This window comes from Tessaracoccus oleiagri (genome assembly GCF_900103275.1).
GTDB lineage: Bacteria > Actinomycetota > Actinomycetes > Propionibacteriales > Propionibacteriaceae > Arachnia > Arachnia oleiagri.
The window spans coordinates 437,326-460,452 of record NZ_FNGP01000001.1; the positions used below are offsets into that span (position 1 = coordinate 437,326).

The 23,127-nt window shown below is 68.1% G+C and carries 19 protein-coding genes; 14 read left to right on the forward strand and 5 right to left on the reverse strand.

From position 1 onward, the window contains the following. Position 1: 1 nt before the first annotated feature. The 4 genes from BLR46_RS01915 to BLR46_RS01930 are packed head-to-tail and all read left to right on the forward strand — an operon-like array spanning position 2 to position 4,636. Entirely contained in the window at positions 2–1,027 is a 1,026-nt protein-coding gene (locus BLR46_RS01915; protein ID WP_218118285.1) for a sugar ABC transporter substrate-binding protein, read from the forward strand. Further along, positions 1,024–2,592, forward strand: coding sequence for a sugar ABC transporter ATP-binding protein (locus BLR46_RS01920; RefSeq protein WP_218118286.1), 1,569 nt, complete (start codon positions 1,024–1,026; stop codon positions 2,590–2,592). The genes BLR46_RS01915 and BLR46_RS01920 overlap by 4 nt, the downstream gene beginning before the upstream one ends. Beyond that, on the forward strand, positions 2,589–3,599 hold the full coding sequence (locus BLR46_RS01925; protein ID WP_093248457.1) for an ABC transporter permease: 1,011 nt from the start codon (positions 2,589–2,591) through the stop codon (positions 3,597–3,599). Before BLR46_RS01920 ends, BLR46_RS01925 begins: the two co-directional genes overlap by 4 nt. Before the next feature lie 41 nt (positions 3,600–3,640). Next, on the forward strand, positions 3,641–4,636 hold the full coding sequence (locus BLR46_RS01930; RefSeq protein WP_218118287.1) for a LacI family DNA-binding transcriptional regulator: 996 nt from the start codon (positions 3,641–3,643) through the stop codon (positions 4,634–4,636). Between the two features lie 210 nt (positions 4,637–4,846). Here BLR46_RS01930 and BLR46_RS01935 read toward each other — a convergent pair whose 3' ends face one another. Then, complete coding sequence (locus tag BLR46_RS01935) at positions 4,847–5,986, reverse strand: ROK family transcriptional regulator (protein WP_093248459.1); 1,140 nt, start codon at positions 5,984–5,986, stop codon at positions 4,847–4,849. 134 nt (positions 5,987–6,120) lie between these two features. Here BLR46_RS01935 and BLR46_RS01940 point away from each other — a divergent pair, with 134 nt between their 5' ends. Further along, positions 6,121–6,939, forward strand: coding sequence for a LacI family DNA-binding transcriptional regulator (locus BLR46_RS01940; protein WP_281230780.1), 819 nt, complete (start codon positions 6,121–6,123; stop codon positions 6,937–6,939). 37 nt (positions 6,940–6,976) lie between these two features. On the opposite strand, the gene BLR46_RS01945 is transcribed toward BLR46_RS01940, so the two are convergent. The 3 genes from BLR46_RS01945 to BLR46_RS01955 form a co-directional block, all read right to left on the reverse strand. After that, positions 6,977–8,275 (reverse strand): ABC transporter substrate-binding protein, encoded by a 1,299-nt coding sequence (locus BLR46_RS01945; RefSeq protein WP_176761621.1) that lies wholly within the window; start codon positions 8,273–8,275, stop codon positions 6,977–6,979. Positions 8,276–8,347: 72 nt separating this feature from the next. Then, the gene (locus BLR46_RS01950; protein ID WP_093248464.1) at positions 8,348–9,169 is read right to left on the reverse strand and encodes a carbohydrate ABC transporter permease; all 822 of its coding nucleotides are present in this window, start codon (positions 9,167–9,169) and stop codon (positions 8,348–8,350) included. A 1-nt stretch (position 9,170) separates the two neighbouring features. Beyond that, positions 9,171–10,142: a carbohydrate ABC transporter permease gene (locus BLR46_RS01955; RefSeq protein WP_093248466.1), complete on the reverse strand. Its 972-nt coding sequence runs from the start codon at positions 10,140–10,142 to the stop codon at positions 9,171–9,173. A gap of 136 nt (positions 10,143–10,278) precedes the next feature. Between BLR46_RS01955 and BLR46_RS01960 the strand changes: the two genes are divergently transcribed. Further along, positions 10,279–11,142 (forward strand): nucleoside hydrolase, encoded by an 864-nt coding sequence (locus BLR46_RS01960; RefSeq protein WP_093248468.1) that lies wholly within the window; start codon positions 10,279–10,281, stop codon positions 11,140–11,142. On the opposite strand, the gene BLR46_RS14765 is transcribed toward BLR46_RS01960, so the two are convergent. Then, positions 11,126–11,647 (reverse strand): hypothetical protein, encoded by a 522-nt coding sequence (locus BLR46_RS14765; protein WP_143008177.1) that lies wholly within the window; start codon positions 11,645–11,647, stop codon positions 11,126–11,128. The genes BLR46_RS01960 and BLR46_RS14765 overlap by 17 nt on opposite strands. Before the next feature lie 66 nt (positions 11,648–11,713). Between BLR46_RS14765 and BLR46_RS14770 the strand changes: the two genes are divergently transcribed. The 8 genes from BLR46_RS14770 to BLR46_RS01995 all read left to right on the forward strand — a co-directional run bounded on the left by BLR46_RS14770 (position 11,714) and on the right by BLR46_RS01995 (position 23,071). Beyond that, positions 11,714–12,067, forward strand: a complete 354-nt coding sequence (locus BLR46_RS14770; protein WP_143008178.1) for a hypothetical protein — start codon at positions 11,714–11,716, stop codon at positions 12,065–12,067. A gap of 402 nt (positions 12,068–12,469) precedes the next feature. Beyond that, positions 12,470–13,483 (forward strand): LacI family DNA-binding transcriptional regulator, encoded by a 1,014-nt coding sequence (locus tag BLR46_RS01965; RefSeq protein ID WP_218118288.1) that lies wholly within the window; start codon positions 12,470–12,472, stop codon positions 13,481–13,483. Between the two features lie 7 nt (positions 13,484–13,490). Continuing rightward, positions 13,491–14,777 carry a sugar ABC transporter substrate-binding protein gene (locus BLR46_RS01970; protein ID WP_093248470.1) on the forward strand — a complete coding sequence of 429 codons (1,287 nt, stop codon included), beginning with the start codon at positions 13,491–13,493 and terminating at the stop codon, positions 14,775–14,777. Between the two features lie 4 nt (positions 14,778–14,781). Beyond that, on the forward strand, positions 14,782–15,714 hold the full coding sequence (locus tag BLR46_RS01975) for a carbohydrate ABC transporter permease (RefSeq protein WP_093248472.1): 933 nt from the start codon (positions 14,782–14,784) through the stop codon (positions 15,712–15,714). Further along, entirely contained in the window at positions 15,714–16,535 is an 822-nt protein-coding gene (locus BLR46_RS01980) for a carbohydrate ABC transporter permease (RefSeq protein ID WP_093248474.1), read from the forward strand. Before BLR46_RS01975 ends, BLR46_RS01980 begins: the two co-directional genes overlap by 1 nt. 31 nt (positions 16,536–16,566) lie before the next feature. Then, positions 16,567–18,087 carry a glucoamylase family protein gene (locus tag BLR46_RS01985; protein WP_093248476.1) on the forward strand — a complete coding sequence of 507 codons (1,521 nt, stop codon included), beginning with the start codon at positions 16,567–16,569 and terminating at the stop codon, positions 18,085–18,087. A gap of 2 nt (positions 18,088–18,089) precedes the next feature. Beyond that, the gene (locus BLR46_RS01990) at positions 18,090–20,015 is read left to right on the forward strand and encodes a glycoside hydrolase family 3 protein (RefSeq protein ID WP_093248478.1); all 1,926 of its coding nucleotides are present in this window, start codon (positions 18,090–18,092) and stop codon (positions 20,013–20,015) included. Between the two features lie 2 nt (positions 20,016–20,017). Next, a complete protein-coding gene (locus BLR46_RS01995) occupies positions 20,018–23,071 on the forward strand; it encodes a GH36-type glycosyl hydrolase domain-containing protein (protein ID WP_093248479.1) in 3,054 nt (1,017 codons plus the stop codon). Positions 23,072–23,127: the final 56 nt, after the last annotated feature.

Below are 23,127 nucleotides of genomic sequence, written 5' to 3' on the forward strand. Positions count from 1 at the left end.
AATGTCTCTCACCAAATCCCTGCGCATGGCGGTGGCCGCACTCGCGGTCGGCGCCCTCTCCCTGACGGCCTGTTCCCAGGGCACGCCGACGGACTCCTCCAGCCCCCAGCCCGCGGCGGGCGGCTCGTCGAGCAGCGCCGGCGGCGGCCAGCAGGGCGGCCAGCTGCTCGGCATCGTCTCGATCACGGCCACGGATTCCAACAACGCCCGCGTCATCGCCGGCGCGACGGAGGCCGCCGAGGCCGCCGGCTGGAAGGTGGAGGTCGTCGACGCCCAGGGCAACGCCGACACCGCCAACGCCGCGATCCGCAACTTCGTCAGCAAGAAGGCGGGCGCGATCTTCGACCTCGTCTTCCCCGTGTCGTCCCTCGGCGCCGGACTCCAGGCCGCGAAGGACGCCAAGATCCCCGTCGCCACCTGGGGCGGAGGCCTCGGCGACGGCGTCGTCATGACCACCGGCGACGGCGGCCCGTTCGCCGAACCCGCCACGCAGGCGATGCTCGACGAGCTGGGCGACTCCGGCTCGGTGCTGGCGCTGACCTACCGCGGCGGCCAGGTCTGCCGCGACCGCGAGGCCGTGTTCGACGAGATGCTCGCCGACCACCCCGACATCAAGATCACCAAGAGCGAGGTCACGATCCCCGGCTTCCTGCAGGACGGCGCCCGCCACGCCACCGCATGGCTCGCCGCGCACCCGGCCGGCAGCGAGAAGCTCGCCATCTGGGGATGCTGGGAGGACCCAACGCTCGGCGCCATCTCCGCGCTGCAGCAGCAGGGCCGCGACGACGTGCTCACCTACGGCATCAACGGCTCCAGCACCGCGATCAAGGCAGTCCAGGACGGAACCCTGACCGCAACGGTCTACGAGGACGGCAAGGGTGAGGGCGCGAAGATGTTCGAGGTCGTCCAGGAGGCCATCCAGGCCGGCGACTCGTGGGAGCAGCAGACCCTGGACGTGCCCGGCGTCCTGGTGACCGCCGACACCGTCGACGACTTCCTCAAGGAACACCCAGAAGCACTCCAGTGACCCAGCAAGGAGTGTTCGACATGGTCGCCCCACCAGCCGCCACCGGCCAGGTCCTGCTCACGGCGGAAGGCGTGAGCAAGGCCTTCGGCGGGGCCCAGGCGTTGCGCGACGTCTCCGTCACCATCCGCCCCGGCGTGGTGCACGGGTTCGTCGGCGCCAACGGCGCGGGCAAGTCCACGCTGATCCGGATCCTCGCCGGCGTCCACCACCCCGACAGCGGATCCATCCACCTCGACGGCCAGGAGGTGCACATCACCACGCCGCTGGTGGCGTCGCAGCTCGGGCTGGCGTTCATCCACCAGGAGATGAGCATCATCCCCGGGTGGGACGTCCTGCGGAACATGGCGCTGGGGATGCCGTACCGCACCCGCGCCGGCATCATCGACTGGAAGGCGACGAGGGTCCGCGCGGCCGCCGTGGCGAAGCGGGTGGGCATCCACTTCAGCCTCGACACCCTGATCGACGACCTCAGCACCGCCGACAAGTGGCTCGTCATGATCGCCCGCGCCCTCATGCAGGACGCACGGCTGATCGCGATGGACGAGCCGACGGCGTCGCTCTCGCCACAGGAGTCGAACCGGCTGCACGAGATCATCCGTGAACTCACGGCGGCGGGCACGGCGGTCATCTTCGTCTCCCACCGGCTGGCCGAGGTCTCCGAACTGTGCGAGGACGTGACCGTCTTCAAGGACGGCCGCGTCGTACGGTCGGCCGTCAACGAGCGGCTCAGCAGCCACGAGCTCGTGCAGGCCATCGTCGGGCGACGCATGGAGCTGACGCAGCGCCCGGAGCCGCCCACGTCGGTGGGCGACGTGGTCCTCGACGCCCGGCACGTCTCCGACGGCCGGATGGTCAAGGACGTGAGCCTGCAGGTCCGGGCCGGCGAGGTCGTCGGGCTGGGGGGCCTCGTCGGCTCCGGCCGCACGGAGTTCGCCCGGCTCCTCTACGGGGCCGAGCGGATGCGGTCGGGCGACGTGGCCCTCCCCGACGGGGCGGTGCGCTTCGCCGAGCCGGCGGACGCCGTCGCGATGGGGCTGGGCATGGTGCCGGAGGAGCGGCGCTCGCAGGGCGTCTTCCTGGACAAGTCCATCGACTTCAACATCAACCTCGCCTCGCTCAACTCGCTGCGAGTCAGCCGCTTCGTGCCCTGGCTGAAGCTCGGCGTCGGCCGGCGTCGTGCCGAGCGCCTCATCAAGGAGGTGGGGATCAAGACCCGCGGAGCCGGCCAACCGGTGGGCTCCCTGAGCGGCGGCAACCAGCAGAAGGTCGCGCTCGCGCGGTGGCTCGCTGAGGACCGCAAGGTGCTGATCCTCGACGAGCCGTCCCGCGGCGTCGACGTGGGCGCCCGCGCCGAGATCCATAACCTCATCCGCGAGCTCGCGGCCCGCGGCGCCGCCGTCCTGGTCGTCTCCTCCGACAACGAGGAGCTCGTCGCCCTCTGCGACCGCGTCGTGGTGATGGCCGACGGGCACGTGTGCGGCGAAGTCGTCGGCGACGACGTCACCATCCAGGCCATTCTCGCCCTGAGCTTCTCTCGGGCGCACCATCCCAAGGAAGTAGCATGACCACCAGCGGACCACTGACCACCGATCAGGCACCTGTCAAGGATCGTTCGCCCATGAAGCGGCTGGTCCTCTCGGCCGTGTCCAAGTACGGGACGCTCATCGCGATGGCGCTGCTGATCGTGATCTTCACCTTCTCGGTGCCCAACTGGGCCTTCATCTCGCCCAACAACCTGCTCAACATCGTCAACCAGTCGGCCCTGACCGCCATCATCGCGAGTGGCCTGACGATCGTCCTCGTAGTCGGCGAGTTCGACCTGTCCGTCGGCTATGCCGCCAGCCTCGCGGGCGTGCTCGTCACCGGCCTGATGGTCAACCAGGGGCTGGCCATGCCGCTGGCCATCATCGTCGTGCTGCTGATCGGCGGCACCGCCGGGGCCGCGAACGGCCTGCTGGTGACGAAAGCGAAGGTGAACGCGGTCGTCGCCACACTGGGCATCGGGACGATCCTCGTCGGCCTCACATACGGCTACAGCGCCGGCTCGCCGATCGTGCTGCTGCCGCCCGAGTTCGTCCAGCTCACGCTGGGCCGGTTCCTGGGGATTCAGAACCCGATCTGGATAATGCTGATCGTCCTCGCGGCGCTGTGGGTCCTGTTGAACCGCACCCCGATGGGCCAGCGGATCCAGGCGGTGGGCGCCAACGCCGAGGCCGCGAAGCTGGCCGGCATCCGCGTCGACCGCTCGAAGATCTCCGCGTTCGTGATCGCGGGCGTCTGCGCCGCCCTCACCGGCATCCTGCTCGCCTCCCTGCTGGGCAGCGGCACGATCAGCGCCGCCGACGGCTACCTGATGGACTCCTTCGCGGCTGTCTTCCTCGGCTCGGCGACGCTGCGCAACGGCGAGTTCCACATCCTCGGGACGCTGATCGGCGTTCTCGTGGTCAATGTGGGCTTCAACGGGCTCAGCATGATGGGGACGGCAACGTTCTGGCAGTACATTTTCAAGGGCGGCATCCTTGTTCTCGCCGTGGCGCTGTCCACCATCGCGCGAAGGTATGCCCGTGCCTAGCAATCGCCACCCCTTGAAGAAAGAGCGTGACCATGCCCACGATGCGTGACGTCGCTGTCGCCGCCGGCGTCTCGACCGCCACCGTGTCCCGCGTCGCCAACGGCGGCCAGGGCGTCGACCCGGACCTGGCCCGACGGGTGCAGGCCGTGATCGACGAGCTCGGCTACCGGCCCAACCTGGTGGCGCGGGGGCTCCGGAAGCAGGCGACCCGGCTGCTAGCGCTGGTCATCCCCGACATCGAGAACCCGTTCTTCACCTCTCTCTGCCGAGGCGTGGAGGACGTCGCCCGGCGCAAGAACTTCTCCGTCATGCTGTGCAACACCGACGAGGACCCGGGCAAGGAGGCCGCCTACCTTGACGTCCTCGCGGCCCATTCCGTCTCCGGCGTGATCATCAGCGCCGCTTCGGTGAACTCGGACCTCTCGGCGCTGTCGCGGCTCGGGATCGCCGTCGTCGGCATCGGTCGCCGGCTCGGCCCCGACTACGACTGTGTCCGGTCCGACTCCGAGGCCGGCGCCCGCCAGGCCACCCGGCACCTCCTGTCGTTCGGGGCGGAACGCGTGGCATGCATCACCGGGCCGGCCGACGTGGTGACCTCCGAGGAACGCCTTGAGGGATACCGGCACGCGCTGGAGCTGTCCGGTCGGCCGATCGAGGACGAGCTCATCATCCATGCCGATTTCCGGGAGGACGGCGCCTACCGGGCGATGAACCAGCTGCTGGACCTCCCCACGCCACCCGACGGCGTGTTCGTGGCCAACAACCGCATGACCATCGGCGCGATGCGGGCCTGCCGCGAGCGAGGCGTCCACATCCCCCAGCAGCTCAGCCTCGTCGGCTTCGACGACCTCCCGTGGGCGGACCTCACCTCACCCTCAATCACGACGATGCGGCAGCCCACTTACGAGATCGGGTCAGCCGCGGCGAAGCTCCTCCTCGAGCGCATCGAGGGTGAGGACGGCCCCGGCAGGGAGTTGGTCTTCCAGCCGGAGTTGGCCAGCCGCCAGAGTTCCATCCGGCGGGGAAACACCGGCTAACCGGTAATGGAAACGGGGCGCCCGCCTCTGCTTCAGCCTGCAGCTGGTGAAGGGCCTTCGATGGCCGAGTCGGCTGGCTCGTGACGAACGCTGAGCGTAACTTGGTTACCTCTTGAAGCCGCTCGCCACTCCTCCGAGCTGGGCCGCCGTGGAAGCGCGGCATGAGGGCGACTGCCTAGCGGCTACGCAGACGCGCGATGCAGTGCCTCTCTAGACGAGATGTGCTCGTAGGGCGAGAACCGATGCTCCCACAGCGGCGGCATCACGCATGTTCAGGGAGATCCCGACTTGGATTGAGTGGGCATTGCGCGAGGCGAAGGCGTGGCCGAGTTTGGAGGAGATGGCCTGTACATAGAGCGAAGCCACTTCTCCAAACCCGGGGCCAGCCAGAACGACGTGGTCGAGATCCAGCACGTTGGCTAGGGATAGCACTGCGGTGCCCATGGTGTCGGCTGATGCTTGAATCACCGAAAGCGCTTCCTGATTGTCAGCCAGCGCGGCGGAGCCTATGCGGTGGTAGGACTGTCGACGTCCGGTGAGGGCTTCGTAGGCCGATTCCACAGCATGCGGGCCAGCTACGGCTTCCAGACACCCTCTTCCTCCGCATCGGCACATCGGCCCGCCGCGGTCGACGGCGAGATGCCCAAATTCTCCGGCGTTACCGCTGGCTCCGGCAACTGGTTGACCGTCGAGAATGAGACCGGCACCGATGCCGACGTCCATATAAATCAGGCCCAGCGCTCGGCTGTTTCGGGCTGCGCCACTCCAGAACTCTCCCGCCGCGGCAGCACTGGCATCGTGGTGCAGGGAGGTCGGAATCCCCGTGGCAGTTGCGAACTCATCGCGAAGCGGGAACCCCTGCCAGCCGGGGAGATTCCGGGCTGCGTCGAGAGTGCCTCCCGTGTGGTCGAGGGGCCCAGGAGCGGTGACGCCGGCTGCGACGAGTGCAGCCGGGTCGATTCCCAAGGACGAGACGAGGCCGTGGGCGGCTTCTGCCATTTTCGCCACGGTTTCATGTGGGTCAGCGGTGAGGGAGGACCGGGTGCGCGAACGGCCAACGACTGCTCCCCATAGGTTCGAGACGGCCAGAGCGATGGAGCCCCTAGTGAATTGAACACCTAGTCCGTAGCGCGCCTCATGGTTGATCTCCAGAAGGACCCGGCGCTTGCCGCCCGTCGATTCGCTGTGCCCGACTTCGGTGACAAGCCCATCGGAGAGGAGCGTGCGGACGATGTATGTGATTGAGGCCGGTGTCAGCCCCGTCAGTTGCGCGAGTTCTACGCGACTGGTGGGCGCGTGATTACGCACCGCCTCAAGAACTACGGCTCTGTTGTTGGGCTGGTCAGACATCCGACACCTCCTTCGCTACTTTCGCTTCCTCCGCCTGAATGGTCGTACAGGTGGTCTACGGGGCGCAACAGCGCACTGCTCGATAGGGTGGCGCGGTGGGAACAAGTCATGGGTCCGCTGGCGCGGTTGGATTGGTGTTGCGGCGCTCTGTACGCACGCTCGGCATTGAGGAGTTCTACACGGAGTTCATGCGAGGTGTCGAGGACGTTCTGGCCTCTCACGAGCGTCCCTTGATCCTCCAAGTGGTGCCAGACATCGCGAGCGAACTCGACGCTTATAGACGGTGGCGGGATGGGGGCCGCGTCGACGGTGTGATCCTCGTGGATCTCCTCGTCGACGACGATCCCCGGCTCGCGCTTGTAAGAGAGCTAGGTCTGCATAGCGTCCTCTTGACACCCGAGCCAGCCGCATCGGGTCATGCTGCCGTCGTGGCCGACGAGCGTTCCCCGATGCTCAACGTTGTCGGTTATTTGGCAGGACTTGGACACCGCCGGATTGCTCGAGTCTCGGGGCCGACAAGCTTCGCCCATACCGTGAAGCGATCCGAGGCCTTTGACGCCGCGTGTCGAGCGGTCGGACTCGATGGAATTGTTGTCGAGGGTGACTACACAGAGGAAGGCGGCCGACGCGCAACCGCAGCTCTGATCAATCAGCTCCCAGCGCCGACAGCGATGGTGTTCGACAACGACGTCATGGCTGTTGCTGCGCTGGCTAGCCTTCGGAGCCTGGGCATCGGTGTCCCGGATGATGTCTCCCTTTTTGCATGGGACGACTCGGTAGCCTGCCGGGTGGCGACACCAGCGGTCTCGGCGCTCAATCGCGATGTGCGTGGCTTGGGCGAGCAAGTCGCTGAAGCCCTGCTGGCCTCAATGGAAACTGGTGTTCCGGTGGTGATGAGTGCCGCGGATCCGCGGCTGGTGGAGCGAGACTCCACGGCTTCTCCGCGTGGTTGAGCCCCAAGGTCCGGAACCCAACCACGCGCGGCACGCCTCAGCCCTGCATTGCGTCGTCGAGACGTTCGAGGATCTCGCCGGGCGCCAATGTGCCGTTGAAGAGTTCCTGCATCGAGATCATGAACTCCTCCTTGACTTGCGTGTTCGGCCATGTCTGGTCCGGGTACACAGTGGCGCGCTTCGATTCCTGTGCCGCGATGAGCGGCTGGTTGATCGCGTCCGCCTCGTACTCCGGGGCTGGGAGAGCCGGGGTGCTGTTGGAGGCGACAGCGAACAGCGCTTGCCCCTCTGGGGAGGCGGCGTACTCCAAGAAGGCACGGGCTGCCTCGGGATTCTCGGCCTTGGCGTTCATGGCGAAGTTCAGGCCCGGAGCAACGGGCGTGTAGGTCTCGTCGGCATTGTTGGTGGCGGGGAAGGGCGCCAAGGAGAAGGTGGTTCCCTCAGGCGCGTACTGCTGCGCGCCAGAAACCGCCTGGCTGACATGGACGGCGCCGAGAGCATCTCCACGCGCCACCAAGGTCATCTGATCGTCATAGCCGGTGCCGTTGGCGCCTTCATTGAAGCACTGCGCGGCTCGCATTTCGCCGATCTTCACGAGGGCTTCCGACCACCCCGAATCGGCGAACGTGGCGCTACCGGCGATCTGCTTCTCGGTGAACTCAGGGTCCGGCCCGTACACGAGCGTGGCAGTCAGGGCATAGGGCAGCAACTGTGCCGTCCAAGCGTCCTTGTTGCCGAGTGCGTAGGCTACCTTGCCTGCCGATTGAGCGTCAGCGCACAATTCCAGCACCTGATCCCAAGTGTTGGGAGGGGTGGCACCGAGTTCTTGCATGGCTTGGTCGTTGTAGATGGCGCCAATCCCACCGATCGTGGCCGGCAATGAGTGCAGGGCTCCGTCGCGGCCTGAGAGGCCGCGGAGATTCTCTGGGACGAGATCGGCCCACTCTTCGCCGCTGAGGTCCGCAACTAGCCCGTCGGCCGCAACAGAGAGGATGGCCATGGAATCACCTCCGCCGGGCCAGACCTTGAAGATGTCGGGAGCCGTTCCCGCCGAGAGCTGGGTTCGGATTTGCTGGATGTACGCGGAGTCCTGCTCAATGAAAACCGGCTCTACTCGGTATTCGGGGTGGGCCTCCTGAAAGCCGTCCAGCAGTTGCTGGGCTGCAGCCTGCTGACCGCTGGCGAATGTGAGTACCGTCTGGCTTGTCCCGTCCGGGGCAGGCGATCCGCTCGAGCCTTGAGCGGGACTCTCGGTGGAGCAGCCACCGAGCGCCAGCGCCACCGCTACAAGCACCACGGCGCCAGCGGGACGCCCCGTGCGATGCAGTTGATTCATTTTCTTCTCCTTTGGTTTCCGTTGCGCCATTGCTTGGCTTGGGAGGCGTGATGAATGAGGGGCTGCGAATCGCTACCCCTTGAGCCCTCCAGCGAAGCCCTTGATGATGTGCTTCTGGAGGGCGAAGTAGAGGGCCAGGATCGGAATCGCGGTGATGACGAGCGCGGCGAATACCAAGGGCCACTGGGAGACGTACTGCCCGACGAAGTTGTAGATCGCCACTGGTGCGGTGGTGTTACCGCTGCCGGACAGGTAGAGCAGCGGCGTGAAGAACTCGTTCCATACCCCCACGGAGTTGAGTACGACGATTGTTCCCGTCACGGCACGAAGCAGCGGGAACACGACGCTGACGAATGTGCGCCCGGGCCCGCATCCATCTACGAGGGCCGCCTCTTCGTAATCGAGGGGAAGTTCGCGCAAGAAGGTGGTGTAGAGGAAGATCGAGAAGGGCAACTGACTGCCTATGTTGATGAGAATGAGAGACCATAGGCTGCCCAGGAGCTCTAGATCACGCATCGTCGTGTAGAGGGGCAGCAGGCCGAGCTGGCTTGGAATGAGCAAGCCGGCTAGGAAGCCGTAGAAGGTGAGACGGGACCATCCCCGGGCTGTTCTGGCCAGGGGATAGGATGCGAACGCGGCCAGGACTACGACGCCGAGGACGCTGAGCACGGCCACGATGAAACTGTTCGCGATGGCGGCGCCCAGCGCCCCTTGCTGCCATGCGGCCACAAGATTCTCCAGCGTCGGGGGCAAATCCAGTTCCAGGGCAGAGGTCTGTGACCCACGTGGCTTGAACGCAACGTTGACCAATGCGTAGAGAGGGACGAGGAAGGCGACCGCCAGCACGATCAACCCCAGTTCTTGGACCGCGGACTTCCAGGTGTAGCGATGCATGTCAATCGGCCTTCCGCAACGTCAACCGGTACTGGATGGTGGCGAGGATGGCGATGACCATCGTCATGACGACGGCCAGCGCTATAGAGACGGGGTACTCCCCAGAACTGAAGGCGTTCTTGTAGATGGTCGTGGAAATCGTCTCGGTGGCGATCCCTGGGCCACCTCCGGTCATTGCCATCACTTGGTCGAACTGCTTCAGCCCGCCGATGAGGGAGAGCATTAGATTGATGACAACCGCCCCGTTGAGGAGCGGAAGCACCACGTTCCAGAATCTGCGCCATGCTCCGGCACCGTCGATCGTGGCAGCCTCGAGGACGTCTTCGGGAATGGCTTGGAGGCCGGCGAGGAAGATCACCATGGAGTAGCCCGAGAACTGCCAAATGATGGACAAGCAGATGGCGTAGAGGGCCGTCGCCGGATCACCGAGCCAATCGCGCGTCCAACCCTCAAGGCCCAAGGAGATCAACGCCTGGTTCACGGCACCCCGGGGAGCCAGGAGGTAACTCCAGATGTAACCAGAGACCAACGGGGTGAGGACGACTGGCGCGAAGAAGACCACGCGCAACACGAACCGCGACCGGAACACCGAGTTCAGCGCGAGGGCAAGAAGCAGGCCGATCACGTTCTGGACGATGGTTACTACCGCAGCCAGGACGACGGTGTTCCGGAGGGCAGCCAGCGCCCGCCTATCTGTCACTACCTCGACGAAATTGGCGATGCCAACGAAGTCCCACTCTGCCGACATCCCGTTCCAGTCGGTGAAGGAGTAGACCGCTCCCCGCAAGCTCGGCACGACGACTACGAACAAGTACATCGCCGCTGCCGGCACGACGAACCACCAGGGTGCACGCAACCCCGCGGGCCGTCGCGCGCGACGAACCGACCCCCGAGTTGGGCCTCGATCCGCCTCCCCGGGAACCGCCACTCGTTGGGCCTCATCCAACCCGAGCACGGAGCCGCCAAGTTGCATGTTAGGACTCCTTCGTCACCTGCGGGCCCGCCTCGGACTCGCAACAAGCTGACAGTAACTGAAGACAGGAACTAATTTCAACTGCTTAACTAAGTTCGTCCAAGGGACTACAACACCCACACGAAGGGACCAGATCATGACCGATCGCGCCCGAACCCGCCTTCTCGTCAGCACAGACGCCAAGAACGAGGCTGACGACCAGTTCGCCATAGTGCACGCACTCCTGTCCCCCACACTCGACGTGCGAGGCATCCTCCCTACGCATTTCGGAACAGTGGGTTCTCTTGAGGCCAGCCGCCAAGAAGTCGACCTGCTCCTCGACCTCCTCGACATGCAGGGCGAAGTAGCTGTCGCCAACGGAGCGCACCAACGGCTGGCTGACGAGAAACAGGCCGTAGAAAGCGCTGCCGCCCACAAGATCATCGAGGAGTCCCACCACGCCGGAACTCTCTACGTTGCGGCCCTCGGGCCCCTCACCGACGTGGCCAGCGCGCTCTTGCTCGACCCAACACTTGCCAGCCGCGACGTCGTGGTCGTCTGGATCGGCGGCCCCCCATACGATGACGTCGAGGCTGTGTACTGGCCGGAGTACAACCTCTCCAATGATGTCGCCGCGGCGAACGTCGTCTTCTCGTCCGGCATTTCCGTGTGGCAGGTGCCAATGGACGTCTACACGCTAGTAGGCGTCGGCTACGAGGAGCTTGAAGAACGCGTCCGACCCAGGGGCCGAACGGGCAACTACCTCGTGCAGCAGCTCCTCGAGTGGAACAACAAGAACATGAGCCGCGCTGTCGACTTCCGGTCCCTAGGCGACTCGCCCGCCATCAGCCTAGTCCTGAATCCCTTCGGGGCCGTCTGGCGCCGACGCCTCGCTCCGAGGTTCGCCGCGGACGGTTCAGTCGTCGAGGCAGTTGCCAAGCACACCATCCGCGTCTGCGTAAGAGTCGACTCCAGGTACCTCTTGGAGGACTTCTTCGCCAAACTCAAGCGGGCTCCTTGAGGAACCGCTCGACGGACGCGTATCGGTCGATGCATCGCAACCGTCCTCGATAAACAACGCTCGGAGCAAGATCTGTCAGACGTTCTGAGTCTCTTGAAGGGAAGAATGCCGAGACCACCGCCTGCGGCAGGTGGGGACGATTGAGGCATATTCTTCCGCCACCTGCGACTGACGCTCTATCCCTCGGGGGCATGTCGTTGGCCGCCACCTCTTCGTGCGACACGATTCGTTCGAGGACTGCGCGCCATTCGTCGACCATGGGGCCGCCCTCCATGAGGCCGTAGCCACCCCCGTGGCGATCGGCACGGGTCAGGTAGAAGGCCCACCCACGAAGCAAATCGACGCGGCACCATTCCGGAACCCGACGGGTCCGGCGGTACTCCTGCCGTGCGGGCTCCAGAATCCCGGCAAGATGCTCGGGCGTGCGTGCCAGCCGGGCGTAACCGTCGTACCGATGAGCCCACTCGATCTGCCTGCTCATCAACCGTTCGAAACCATCGATCATTCGTGGAAACGTCCTCCTGCTCCGGTGTCAACCAATCAGCTGCGATGATGTGGCAGTATTCGCTGAATGTCGAGCCTTCTTGCTGCCGCAGAGTTCTGGGACAGGGAAATCGGCCGGTGGGTCAAGGGCGACCATCGCCTACATCCCGATCTCGAACGTTGGCGTGGCGCCTACTCCGGTAGCGGAGCAGGCGCAGTTGATATGACCGTGATGCCGGAGCCATACATCGGACCGCTGGCCGCCAAGAGCACGCCGGCGCTCGTCATGCTCGGACTCAACCCCGGCGCACCAGCACCAACCTTCCAGAGCATCGACGGCATCTACACGCAGCGCGTCCGCGAAACCTCCTACGGAGAAGTCAGATCAGGGCGCGTGAAGGTAGCGTCGGACACGTCGAGGTCTTCCCGATGGGCAGTGTGAGAACTTCCATCTTCGGAGGGCCTCGACCCCTTCAACCAGACGCCACGCCGCAACCCCCGAACGCGCTACCTACACCCTCGATTGTGAAGAGCCTGTTTCGTACGACCGCAACTCGGCAGTTGCGTACGACCGCAACTCGGGCACTTGCGTACGACCGCGACTCGGCAGTTGCGGATGTCGGCATCGCCTCCGCCACAGGGCACTGACGCCTAAGGCGTATGCCCATTCACTGCCGAGTCCCTCTTGTGCTGCTACCGGGGGCCGTGTGCGCTCGGCGATCGAGGCGCTTGCCCAATAGTTAGCTTCCACAACAGTTTGGTAAAGCGCTTGCACATGACCCGACCTGCGGCGTAACGTCAAATGCGCAAGCGCTTGCATGACATGTCGAGGAGGACTGGGGAAGTGGCAACGATCTACGAGGTCGCCAAGGAGGCGGGCGTCTCCATCTCGACGGTGTCGCGCGCCCTCCGCAACGATCCCCGCATCTCCGAGCGCACCCGCGGGCGCGTCCGGGAGGCCGCGGAGTCGTTGGACTACCTCCCGAGTGCCGCGGCCCAGACCCTCGCCGGCTCCAGCGTGCGCTCGCTCGGCATGGTCCTCCCCCACATCAAGGGCACCTACTACGCCGAGCTGGCCGTCGGCTTCGAGCGGCGCGCCAGCGAACTCAACTGCTCCGCCGTCCTGCTGCTCGTCGGCGAGGACTCGGACCAGCGCCCGGCGGTCCGCCGCCTCGCCGGCGCCGTCGACGGCCTGGCGTTCATGGCCCGGAGCGCGGCCACCGACGAGCTGGTCACCGAGGTGGCGAAGCGCCGGCCGACGGTCACGGTCGCCCGCGCCCAACTGCCCGGCCTCCCCGCCATCTACGCCGAGTCCGAGGACTCCGCCGCCGAGCTCACCCGGCACCTCGTCGACATCGGCCGCACCCGGTTCGCGTTCGTCGGCCCCATCGACCACGGCTCGGACATCGCCGCCCGCTACGACGGGTTCGCCCGGGCGCTGAGGGAGGCCGGCTTCGACGTGCCGCCCGCGATCGAGGTCGAGCTGGAGGAGGGCCCTGGCCTCCAGTTGGCGAGGGACCTCGTCGCCCAGGGCATGCCCTACGACGCGATCGTCTGCGGCAACGACGAGATCGCGGTGGCCATCGTCTACGAGCTCCAGGAGCTCGGGGTCGACGTGCCGGCCGCCGTCTCAGTCGTCGGCTGGGACGACATCCGGGTCTCGCGCTACCTCCGCCCCGGGCTCACGACCGTCCGCCAGCCGGTCGCCGAACTGGGCGCGATGGCGGCCGAACACCTCCACAACCTGTTGTCGGGAACCGCGGTGCCCGACTGCACCGCCCTTCCCACCGCCTTGGTGCACCGCGAATCCTGCGGCTGCGGCGAGGACCACCAACCACCGTCCACCACTAGGGAATGAGGAAGAAATGAAGAGCAAGAGCCGTGCCCTCGTGGCATTGACGGCCGCGTTCGCCATGACCGCCGCGCTCAGCGCCTGCGGCCGCGACGGCGGCGACTCCGGGGACACCGGGGACCAGAGCGACGTCGCACCCATCGCCGACGGGCCCGCCACCGGCACCCTCGAGGTGTGGGCCATGGGCGCGGAGGGCGAGAAGCTCCCCGAGCTCGTCAAGAAGTTCCAGGAGGAGAACCCCGACGTGACCGTCAACGTCACGCCGGTCCCCTGGGAGTCCGCGCACGACAAGTTCACCTCCGCGATCGCGGCGGGCACCACCCCTGACGTCGCGCAGGTCGGCACCACGTGGATGGGCGAGTTCGTCGGCCTCGACGCCCTCGACCCGACCCCTGAGCTGATCGACGTCGACAAGTTCTTCACGGGCGGCCAGGAAACCACCGTCGTCGACGGCGTCTCCTACGCGGTCCCGTGGTACGTCGAGACCCGCCTCGTCTACTACCGCACGGACATCGCCGAGCAGGCCGGCATCACCGAGCCCGCGACGGACTGGGAGGGCCTGAAGGAGATGGCCAAGAAGATGCAGTCCGACGGCGGCGCCGAGTGGGGCATCAGCCTCCAGCCCGGTGGCACCGGCTCCTGGCAGACCGTCCTCCCGCTGATGTGGTCCAACGGCGGTGAGATCGTGAACGACGACATGACGGAGTTCACGTTCGACACCGAGGAGAACGTCGAGGCGCTCGAGTACTACAAGTCGTTCTTCGACGAGGGCATCGCCAACAAGTCGCCGGCCCAGGGCACCACGGAGGCCGACTTCGCCTCCGGCAAGGTGCCGATGTTCATCTCCGGCCCCTGGATGATGGCCGCGGTCGAGGCCGCCGGCGGCGAGGGCTTCGCCGACAAGTACGACGTCATGGAGATGCCCGAGGCCGAGAGCAGCGCGTCGTTCATCGGCGGCGCCAACCTCGCCGTGTTCAAGAACACCGAGAACCGCGACGCGGCGTGGAAGCTCGTCGACTTCCTCACCCAGGAGGAGACCCAGGTGGAGTGGTACGACCTGACCACCGACCTGCCGTCCGTGCAGTCCGCGTGGGAGGCCGAGGCGCTCTCGTCCGACGAGAAGCTCGCCAAGTTCGGCAGCCAGCTCGAGAACGCGTTCGCGCCGCCGTCGATCTCGACGTGGGAGCAGATCGCGACCGCCTTCGACTCCCAGGTGGAGCGCGTCACCAAGACCGGGTCCGACCCTGCGGAGGCCCTGGCCGCGGTGCAGCAGGAGGCCACGTCCATCGGGATGGGCTAACCCCATGTCCACCGCCGTGGCGACGCAGCCCGCCACCCGCAAGCCTCGCTCGCGTTCCGGCAAACGGAACGCGGCCGAGGCCCGGGCGGGCCTGCTGCTCGCGCTCCCGTTCGTGGTGCTGTTCACCGTGTTCACGCTGTGGCCGGTGCTGCAGTCGATGTTCATGAGCTTCACCGACACCCGCATCACCGACATCCGCACGCCCTTCGCGGTGAACTTCGTCGGCCTCGACAACTACGCCAAGGCGCTCGGCGACCCGGTGTTCCGGCGGGCGGCGCTCAACACCGGCATCTTCGTGGTCATCGGCGTCCCGCTGACGATCGTGGCGGGCCTCGCGGCGGCGGTGGCGCTCGACAAGGGCATCACGAAGTTCCGCAGCGTGTTCCGAATGGGCTTCTACACGCCCGTGATCACCAGCATCGTCGCCGTCGCGGTGGTGTGGCGGTTCCTGCTCCAGCCCGACAGCGGCCTGGTCAACACCGTGCTCGGCTGGGTCGGCATCGACGGCCCGAACTGGCTCGGCGACACCCGCACGTCGCTGCTGTCCCTGATCATCATGGCCGTCTGGCGCAACTTCGGCACCGGCATGATCATCTTCCTCGCCGGCCTGCAGGCCGTGCCGTGGCAGTTGCACGAGGCCGCCGCCCTCGACGGCGCCACGTCCTGGCAGCGGTTCTGGCACATCACCCTGCCGGTGCTGCGCCCGACGATGCTGTTCGTGATGGTCACCACGACGATCGGCTACCTGCAGTTCTTCGAGGAGCCGTTCGTCATGACCCAGGGCGGCCCGCTCAACAGCACGCTGTCCGCGTCGATGTACACCTACCAGCAGTTCGGCTTCGGCAACTACGGCGTCGCCGGCGCGATGGCGTACCTGACCTTCCTGGTGATCGTGATCGTCACGATCGTCCAGTTCCGGCTGACGAGGGAGAAGTGATGGAGCGTTCACGCAGCCGCTGGTGGCTCTACATCGTCCTCACGATCCTCTTCCTGCTCGTGATCACCCCGTTCCTGTGGATGATCCTCGGCAGCCTCAAGACCCAGGGCGAGCTCCTGCAGGTCCCGCCGACGTGGATCCCCGAGAACCCCACGCTCGACAACTTCTCCCGCCTCTTCGACCGGCTCAGTTTCGGCCGCTACTTCTTCAACTCGACGGTCGTCGCGCTCGTGGTGACGATCTCCAACCTGCTGTTCTGCTCCATGCTCGGCTACGCGCTCGCGCACCTGAACTTCCCCGGCAAGCGGATCATCTTCGGCGCCGTCCTCGGCACCCTGATGATCCCCGGCCTCGTCACCTTCATCCCGCAGTTCGTGCTGGTGGTCAACCTCGGCCTCGCCAACACGCTGCCCGCGCTGTTCCTGCCGTTCCTCGTCGCCCCGTTCGGGGTGTTCCTCATGCGCCAGTTCTTCCTCGGCATGCCGCGCGACATGCTCGAGGCCGGCCGGATCGACGGCGCCGGCGAGCTGGGCATCTTCTTCCGCCTGTTCCTGCCGCTGGCGGGGCCGGCGCTCGCGACGCTCGGGATCCTCACCTTCCTGGCGTCGTGGAACAACTTCCTGTGGCCGCTCGTCGTGGCGTCCACCGAACGCACCTACACGCTGCCCGTCGCGCTGGCCCTGGTCTCCACCGGCCAGAACCAGACCGACTACGGGCTTCTGCTGGCCGGCGCGAGCGTCGTCGTCCTGCCCATCATCCTCGTGTTCCTCTTCTTCCAGAGGTACTTCATCGAGGGCATCGCCACCACCGGAATCAAGTGACATCCACCCACCTCCGACAGGAGCCACTGCCATGACCAACCTCACCCGACGAACCCTGCTCGGCGCCGCCGCCGGCGCCGGCGCACTGGCCGCCGCCGGATCCCACGCACACGCCAACCCCGTCGGCCGCGGGCGCCCCGGGGACCACGACGAGACGCTGCTCACCTGGGCGCGCGACACCTGGAAGTCGCTCGTCGCCATGACCGACCCCAACACCGGGCTCGTGGCCGACAACATCGACGGCGACCTCACCAACCGCAGCGGCTACACGTCGCCGACGAACATCGGCGGCCTGCTGTGGAGCACGATCGTCGCCCGCGACCTGCGCATCATCAACCCCGGCGAGGCGCGCAACATCATCGCCCGCACCCTGCGCACCCTGCAGGGCATGGAGCGCCACGATGCGAGCGGCATGTACTTCAACTGGTACGACGAGGCCACCGGCGACGTCCTGCGGGTGTGGCCCGAGGACGGCAACCCCGTCGTCCCGTTCGTGTCGTCCGTCGACATGGGCTGGCTGGGGGCCGCGCTCTACGTCGTCGCCCAAGCGGACCCGTCCAACCGTAAGGCGGCGCTGCAGCTGTTCAACGCGATGCGCTGGGACATCTTCTACGACAAGGACTTCCGCGCCCCGGCCGGCGCCAACTACGGCGGCTTCTGGATCGAGAACCCCGAGCGGCCCGGCACCGCCCTGCTGCCCCCGACGATCGGCGAGGGCCCCGACCTCTGGTACCACGTCCAGCACCACTACGACACCGCGATCTCCGAGGCCCGGATGGTCACCTACCTCGGCATCTTCCGTGAGCAGATCCCGCCGATCGCCTACTTCGGCACCTACCGGACGTTCCCGCCGGACTGGACCTGGCAGGAGATGATCCCGGTCGGTGAGTGGCGCGAGTACCTCGGCTTCCCCGTCTATGAGGGCGCCTACACCTACCGCGGCTTCCGCGTCGTGCCCGGCTGGGGCGGCTCGATGTTCGAGGAGCTCATGCCGGACATCTTCGTGCCGGAGGCGACGTGGGGCCCGCGCAGCTGGGGCCGCAACCACCCGCTGCACGTCCGCGCGCAGCGTGAGCACGGCCTCGACGACGCGCAGTACGGCTACTGGGGCTTCTCGCCCTCGTCCAACCCGGCCGGCGGCTATCGCGAGTACGGCGTCGACGCGCTCGGCATGAACCCCGAGGGCTACTTCTCGGACCAGGAGCGCACCGACTACCACGCCGACAACCCGCCCACCACCTACGGCGACGGGGTCGTCACCCCGCATGCCGCGTTCCTCGGCATGATGTACGAGCCCGAGGAGGCGACGACGAACCTGCGGAACCTGCAGGCCGACTTCGACTCCTACGGCCCCGGCGGCTTCTACGACGCGGTCGCGGTCCGGAGCGGTCAGGTGGCCCGGCGGCACCTGTCGCTCGACCAGTCGATGATCATGGGCGCGCTCGGCAACGTGCTCCTCAATGGCGGCCTGCGCCGGTGGTTCGCCACCGCCGAGGTGGAGGCCCAGCTGCGCCCGTTGCTCGCGCTCGAAGAGTTCAACGCGGGCGAGTGACGATGCGCGCCGAGTTCCTCACCACCACCGACGGCGTCACCTTCCGTGACCTCAACCACAACGGCCGCCTCGACCCGTTCGAGGACCCGCGGCTGAGCGTGGCGGAGCGGGTCGACGACCTGCTCCCCCGGCTGTCGGTGGAGGAGCTCGTCGGGCTCATGTTCCACACGGTGATCGAGGCCGGGGACGACGGGCAGCTGCTCGACGGCCCCGGCCGGATCGCCAAGTCCGGGAGCCGTGACGTCGTCGTCGGCAAGCGGATGAACCACTTCAACGTCCACGCGCTCACCAGCGCGCGACAGGCGGCGTCGTGGGCCAACCGGCTCCAGGAGCTGGCCTGCGAGACCCCGCACTCCATCCCCGTCACCATCTCCACCGACCCCCGGCACGCGGCCGCCGAGAACGCGGGCACGAGCTGGGCGTCGAACTTCTTCTCCCAATGGCCGGATCCGATGGGCCTGGCGGCGCTCGACGACGTCGGGTTGGTGTGGGAGTTCGCCGACATCGTGCGGCGCGAGTACGTCGCCGTCGGCATCCGCGCCGCGCTGCACCCCACCGCGGACCTCGCCACCGAGCCCCGCTGGGCACGGCAGCGCGAGACGTTCGGCGCCGACCACCGGCTCGTCGCGCGCCTCACCGAGGCCGCCATCCACGGGCTGCAGGGCGACGAACTCGGGCCCCAGTCGGTGAGCGCCACCACCAAGCACTTCCCCGGCGCCGGCCCCCAGGCCGACGGCGAGGACGCCCACTTCCCCTACGGCCGAGACCAGGTCTACCCGGGCGGACGCTTCGACGAGCACCTGCTGCCGTTCAAGACCGCGATCGCCGCCGGCACCGCCGCGATGATGCCCTACTACGGGCGGCCCGTCGGCCTCGACCTCGGCATGGGCCACATCGAGGAGGTCGGCTTCGGCTACAACAAGCAGCTCCTCACCGGCCTGCTGCGCCGCAGGCTCGGCTACCAGGGCGTGATCCTCAGCGACTGGGAGCTCGTCAACGACAACCTCGTCGGCGACCAGGTCCTCCCTGCCCGTGCCTGGGGCGTCGAGCACCTCTCCCCCGCCGAGCGGATGCTCAAGCTCCTCGACGCGGGCATCGACCAGTTCGGCGGCGAGGAGTGCACCCACCTGCTCCTCGAGCTCGTCGCCGACGGCTACGTCTCGCGCGACCGCCTCGAGGAGTCCGCGCGCCGGCTGCTGCGCGTGAAGTTCCAGCTCGGGTTGTTCGACAACCCCTACGTCGACGAGGAAGCCGCCCCCGCCCTCGTCGGCACTCCCCGGGCGACGGAGCTGGGCCTGCGGACCCAGGCCCGCTCCGTCGTCGTCCTCGTGGATTCGCCCACCCGGTCCCTGAGGAGCGACGAACACGCCACCCCCCGGTCCCTGAGGAGCGACGAAGTCGCGTCTCGAAGGGCCGGGACCGCCGCCCTCCCCCTCGCCCCGGGCACCCGGGTCTGGCTCGACGAGGTGCTGCCGGAGGCGGTCAGCGGCGGGCTCGTCGTCGTCGACCGACCGGAGGACGCCGACGTCGGCCTGGTCCGGTTGAACGCGCCGTTCGAGCCGAGGGACGACCTGTTCCTGGAGTCGTGGTTCCACCAGGGCAGCCTCGACTTCCCGCCGGGCCTGAAGCACCGGCTCGCGCGCATCCCCTGCCCGCTCATCATCGACGTGAAGGCCGACCGACCGGCGGTGCTCACCCCGCTCCTCGAGGTGGCCGACGTGCTGACCGTCACGTTCGGCGTGAGCGACACCGCCTGGATCCAGGCCATCACCGGCCAGGTGCCGCCCGAGGGGCGGCTGCCCGTCGCGTTCCCCGGCTCAATGGACGCGGTGCGCGCCTCGATGCCGGACGTCGCGGGCGACATCGACCCACTGTTCCCGGCGGGCTACTCCGCAGCCGTGCCCGCCGATCCCCTACCGACGAGGTGATCATGACCGAGCTGACGATACGACCGACGTTCACCAGTGCCGGGGCGCTCGCCCGGCTCGACGCCGGCGACCTCAGCCTCCTGCAGTACCCCGCCTCCGAGCTCGAGCCCGGCCCCCATCAGGTCTGGCTGCGGTGGCGCTCCCCCGACGGGCACCGCCCCCTCGGCCTGACCGGGCCGGCGGGCGGCGGCACCGTCGTGCGGGCCGGCGACGGCATCGTGCTGCGCGGCCGCGAGGACGAAGTCGAGTGGGAGCTGTGGTGGGACCAGCCCGCGGGCGGCGGTCGGTTTGGCTGGGGGCTGCGGGTGGTCAACCACGGCGAGCACCCCGTCGAGCTGGACGCGGTCTGGACAGTCGACGCCGCGCTGACGCCTTGGGACGCGCTGCGCCGCAATGAGTTCTACGTCGCGCAGTACCTCGACCTCACGCCCATCTCCGACGGCGACCGCCTGCTGATCGCGGTGCGGCAGAACATGCCCGGCGACGCGAACCCCTGGCTCGCGCTGGGCGCGACCCGCCGCGTGGTGGGTTGGTGCACCGACGCGCTGCAGCTCCGCCCCGACGTCCCCGGGACGGGCCTCGACCTGAGCGCCGACCTCCCCGCCGAGCGCCTCCAGCACGAGCACACGCTCGCCGGCCTGCAGACCGAGCCGTGGCGGCTCGCGCCGGGCGAGGAGGGGTTCGTCGGGTACCGCGGCGTCGTCGTGGCGGACCACCCCGAAGCCTCGTCCGACGAGGACGCCGAACGGGTCCGCGGCGCGCTGGCCGACGGCTGGGCCGAGGCGGCACCGTCGGTCTCCGGCGACGCGGCCCCGGCCGAGCCGACGCTGTTCAGCCCGCCGCGCTTCGCGCACGGCGAGGACCTGCACGAGTCCGAGTTCCTGCGGCTGGTGGGCGGTGGGGGTTCCGTCGAGCGCGGGCCCGACGGGGAGGCCTGGTCGTACAGCGTGGGCGGGGCGCACGTCGTCGCGGCCGCGAAGGAACGCGCGGTGCTCCGCCCCCACGGGCACATCGTCCGCGCCTCGGCCGGGGCGCGCCCGCAGGACCCGACCGCCGCGGTGACCGCCTGGATGGGCGGCACCTTCGCGTCGCAGCTCACGCTCGGCAACGCGTCCGGTGAGCCGCTGCTCTCCATCCGGCGCAGCTACCTCGGCCTCGTGCAGACCGACGGCGTGCGGCTGTTCGTGCGCGACGGCGATGAGGGTTGGCGGCTGCTCGGCCAGCCCAGCGCCTGGGCCGCGGACGACTCGTCGGCCACGTGGTGGTACCGCCTCGGCGAGCGGACCGTGCAGGTGGAGACCCGGCTGACGCTCGCGCGCCTGACGGTGCGGGTCGATGTCGGCGGGGCGCCGCTCGACGTGCTGGTCTCGATCTCCACGCCGGACGACTGGCGCACCGAGGAACACCCCGCCACGAGCGGTTTCGCCCTCGAGATCCCCGTCGGCGGGCCCGACGCGCCGGCCGCCGACGCCCCCGTGCTGCGGCTGCACGGCGACGACCCGACCTCCGAGCGCCTCGACGCGTTCCTGCCGTGGCTCGTCCACAACGCGCACGTCCACTACCAGGCGCCGCGCGGGCTGGAGCAGTTCACCGGCGGCGCGTGGGGCACCCGCGACGTCTGCCAGGGCCCGGTGGGGCTGCTCGTCGCCACCGGCCGGCTGCGCGTGGTGCGCGACGTGCTGCTCGCCGTCTTCGCGGGGCAGCAGGACGACGGCGACTGGCCGCAGTGGTTCCAGTACCTGGCCGCCGACCGCGGCCCCGGGCACCGCGAGAGCCACGGCGACGTCGTCTACTGGCCGCTCCTCGCGCTCGGCGAGTACCTGCAGATGACCGGCGATCTCGGGATCCTCGACGAGGAGGTCGGCTGGGTCGGGCAGGCCGAACTGCTGCCCGCGACCCCGCTGCGCGCGCACGTCGAGGCGGCCGTCGACCACCTGCTCTCGGCCCGCAGCGCCGACCCCCGGCTGCCCGCCTACGGCCACGGCGACTGGAACGACTCGCTCCAGCCCGCGAACCCCGACCTCGCCCGGCAGATGGTCTCCACCTGGACCGCCGAGCTCGAGGTCAAGGCGCTCAGCACGCTGGCCGACGGACTGGGTTCCGCCGACGCCGAGATGGCGGAGCGGCTCCGCGCGATCGCCGCGGAGACCGAGGCCGCCATCCGCGACTCGCTCCTCATCGACGGGGAGCTCTGCGGCTACGCGGTGGTCGCCGACGGGCGGGTCGAGCCGATCGTGCACCCGCGCGACGCGCGCACCGGGCTGCGACACGGGTCGCTGCAGGTGATCCACGCGATCGCCGACGAGCTGCTCACGCCGGAGGAGGCGGAGTCGCACGTGCGGATCGTCGACGAGCACCTCGACGGCCCCACCGGCATCTACCTGTTCGACCGCCCGGTGGACTACCACGGCGGCGAGACGCACACGTTCCTGCGGGCCGAGGCCGCGTCGTTCTGGGGCCGCGAGATCGGGCTCATGTACACGCACGCGCACCTGCGCTGGATCGAGGCGCTGCTGCGGCTCGGGCTCGCCGACCGCGCCTGGCGGGCCCTCGACCTCGTCATCCCCGACGGGCTCACCGCGGCCGTGCCGGGTGCCCTGCCCAGGCAGTCGAACACCTACTTCTCCTCCGTGGACGCCGCCTTCCGCGACCGCGCCGACGCCGAGGCCCGGGCGGACAGGATGTTCGACCCCGAGTTCGGCTTCGAGGGCGGCTGGCGGGTCTACTCGTCGGGCCCCGGCCTGATCCTGCGGCTGGTGACCGAGGGGTTCCTCGGGCTGCGTCAGGACGTCGGCGGTCTGCTTGTCGACCCGGTCCTGCCCGCCGGGCGCTACGAGGCGGTCGTGCCGCTGGGCGGCCTCCGGGTGAGGGCGAGGTACCACGTCGCCGCTCCCGGGCACGGGGTGCAGGGCGTCGAGGTCGATGGGGACGCGGTCGCCACCGAGCCGGTGCCGCGGCGCTACCGGGCTGGCGGGGTGCGGATCCCCGCCGACGTGTGGGCGGACCTCGTCGCCGGCCTCGAGGAGCTGATTCTCGACATTCGCGTCGGGGGCTGACTCCCGGCCAGGTGATTGAGCCAGCGAGCGAAGCGAGCGCCGGTCGAAATCAACAG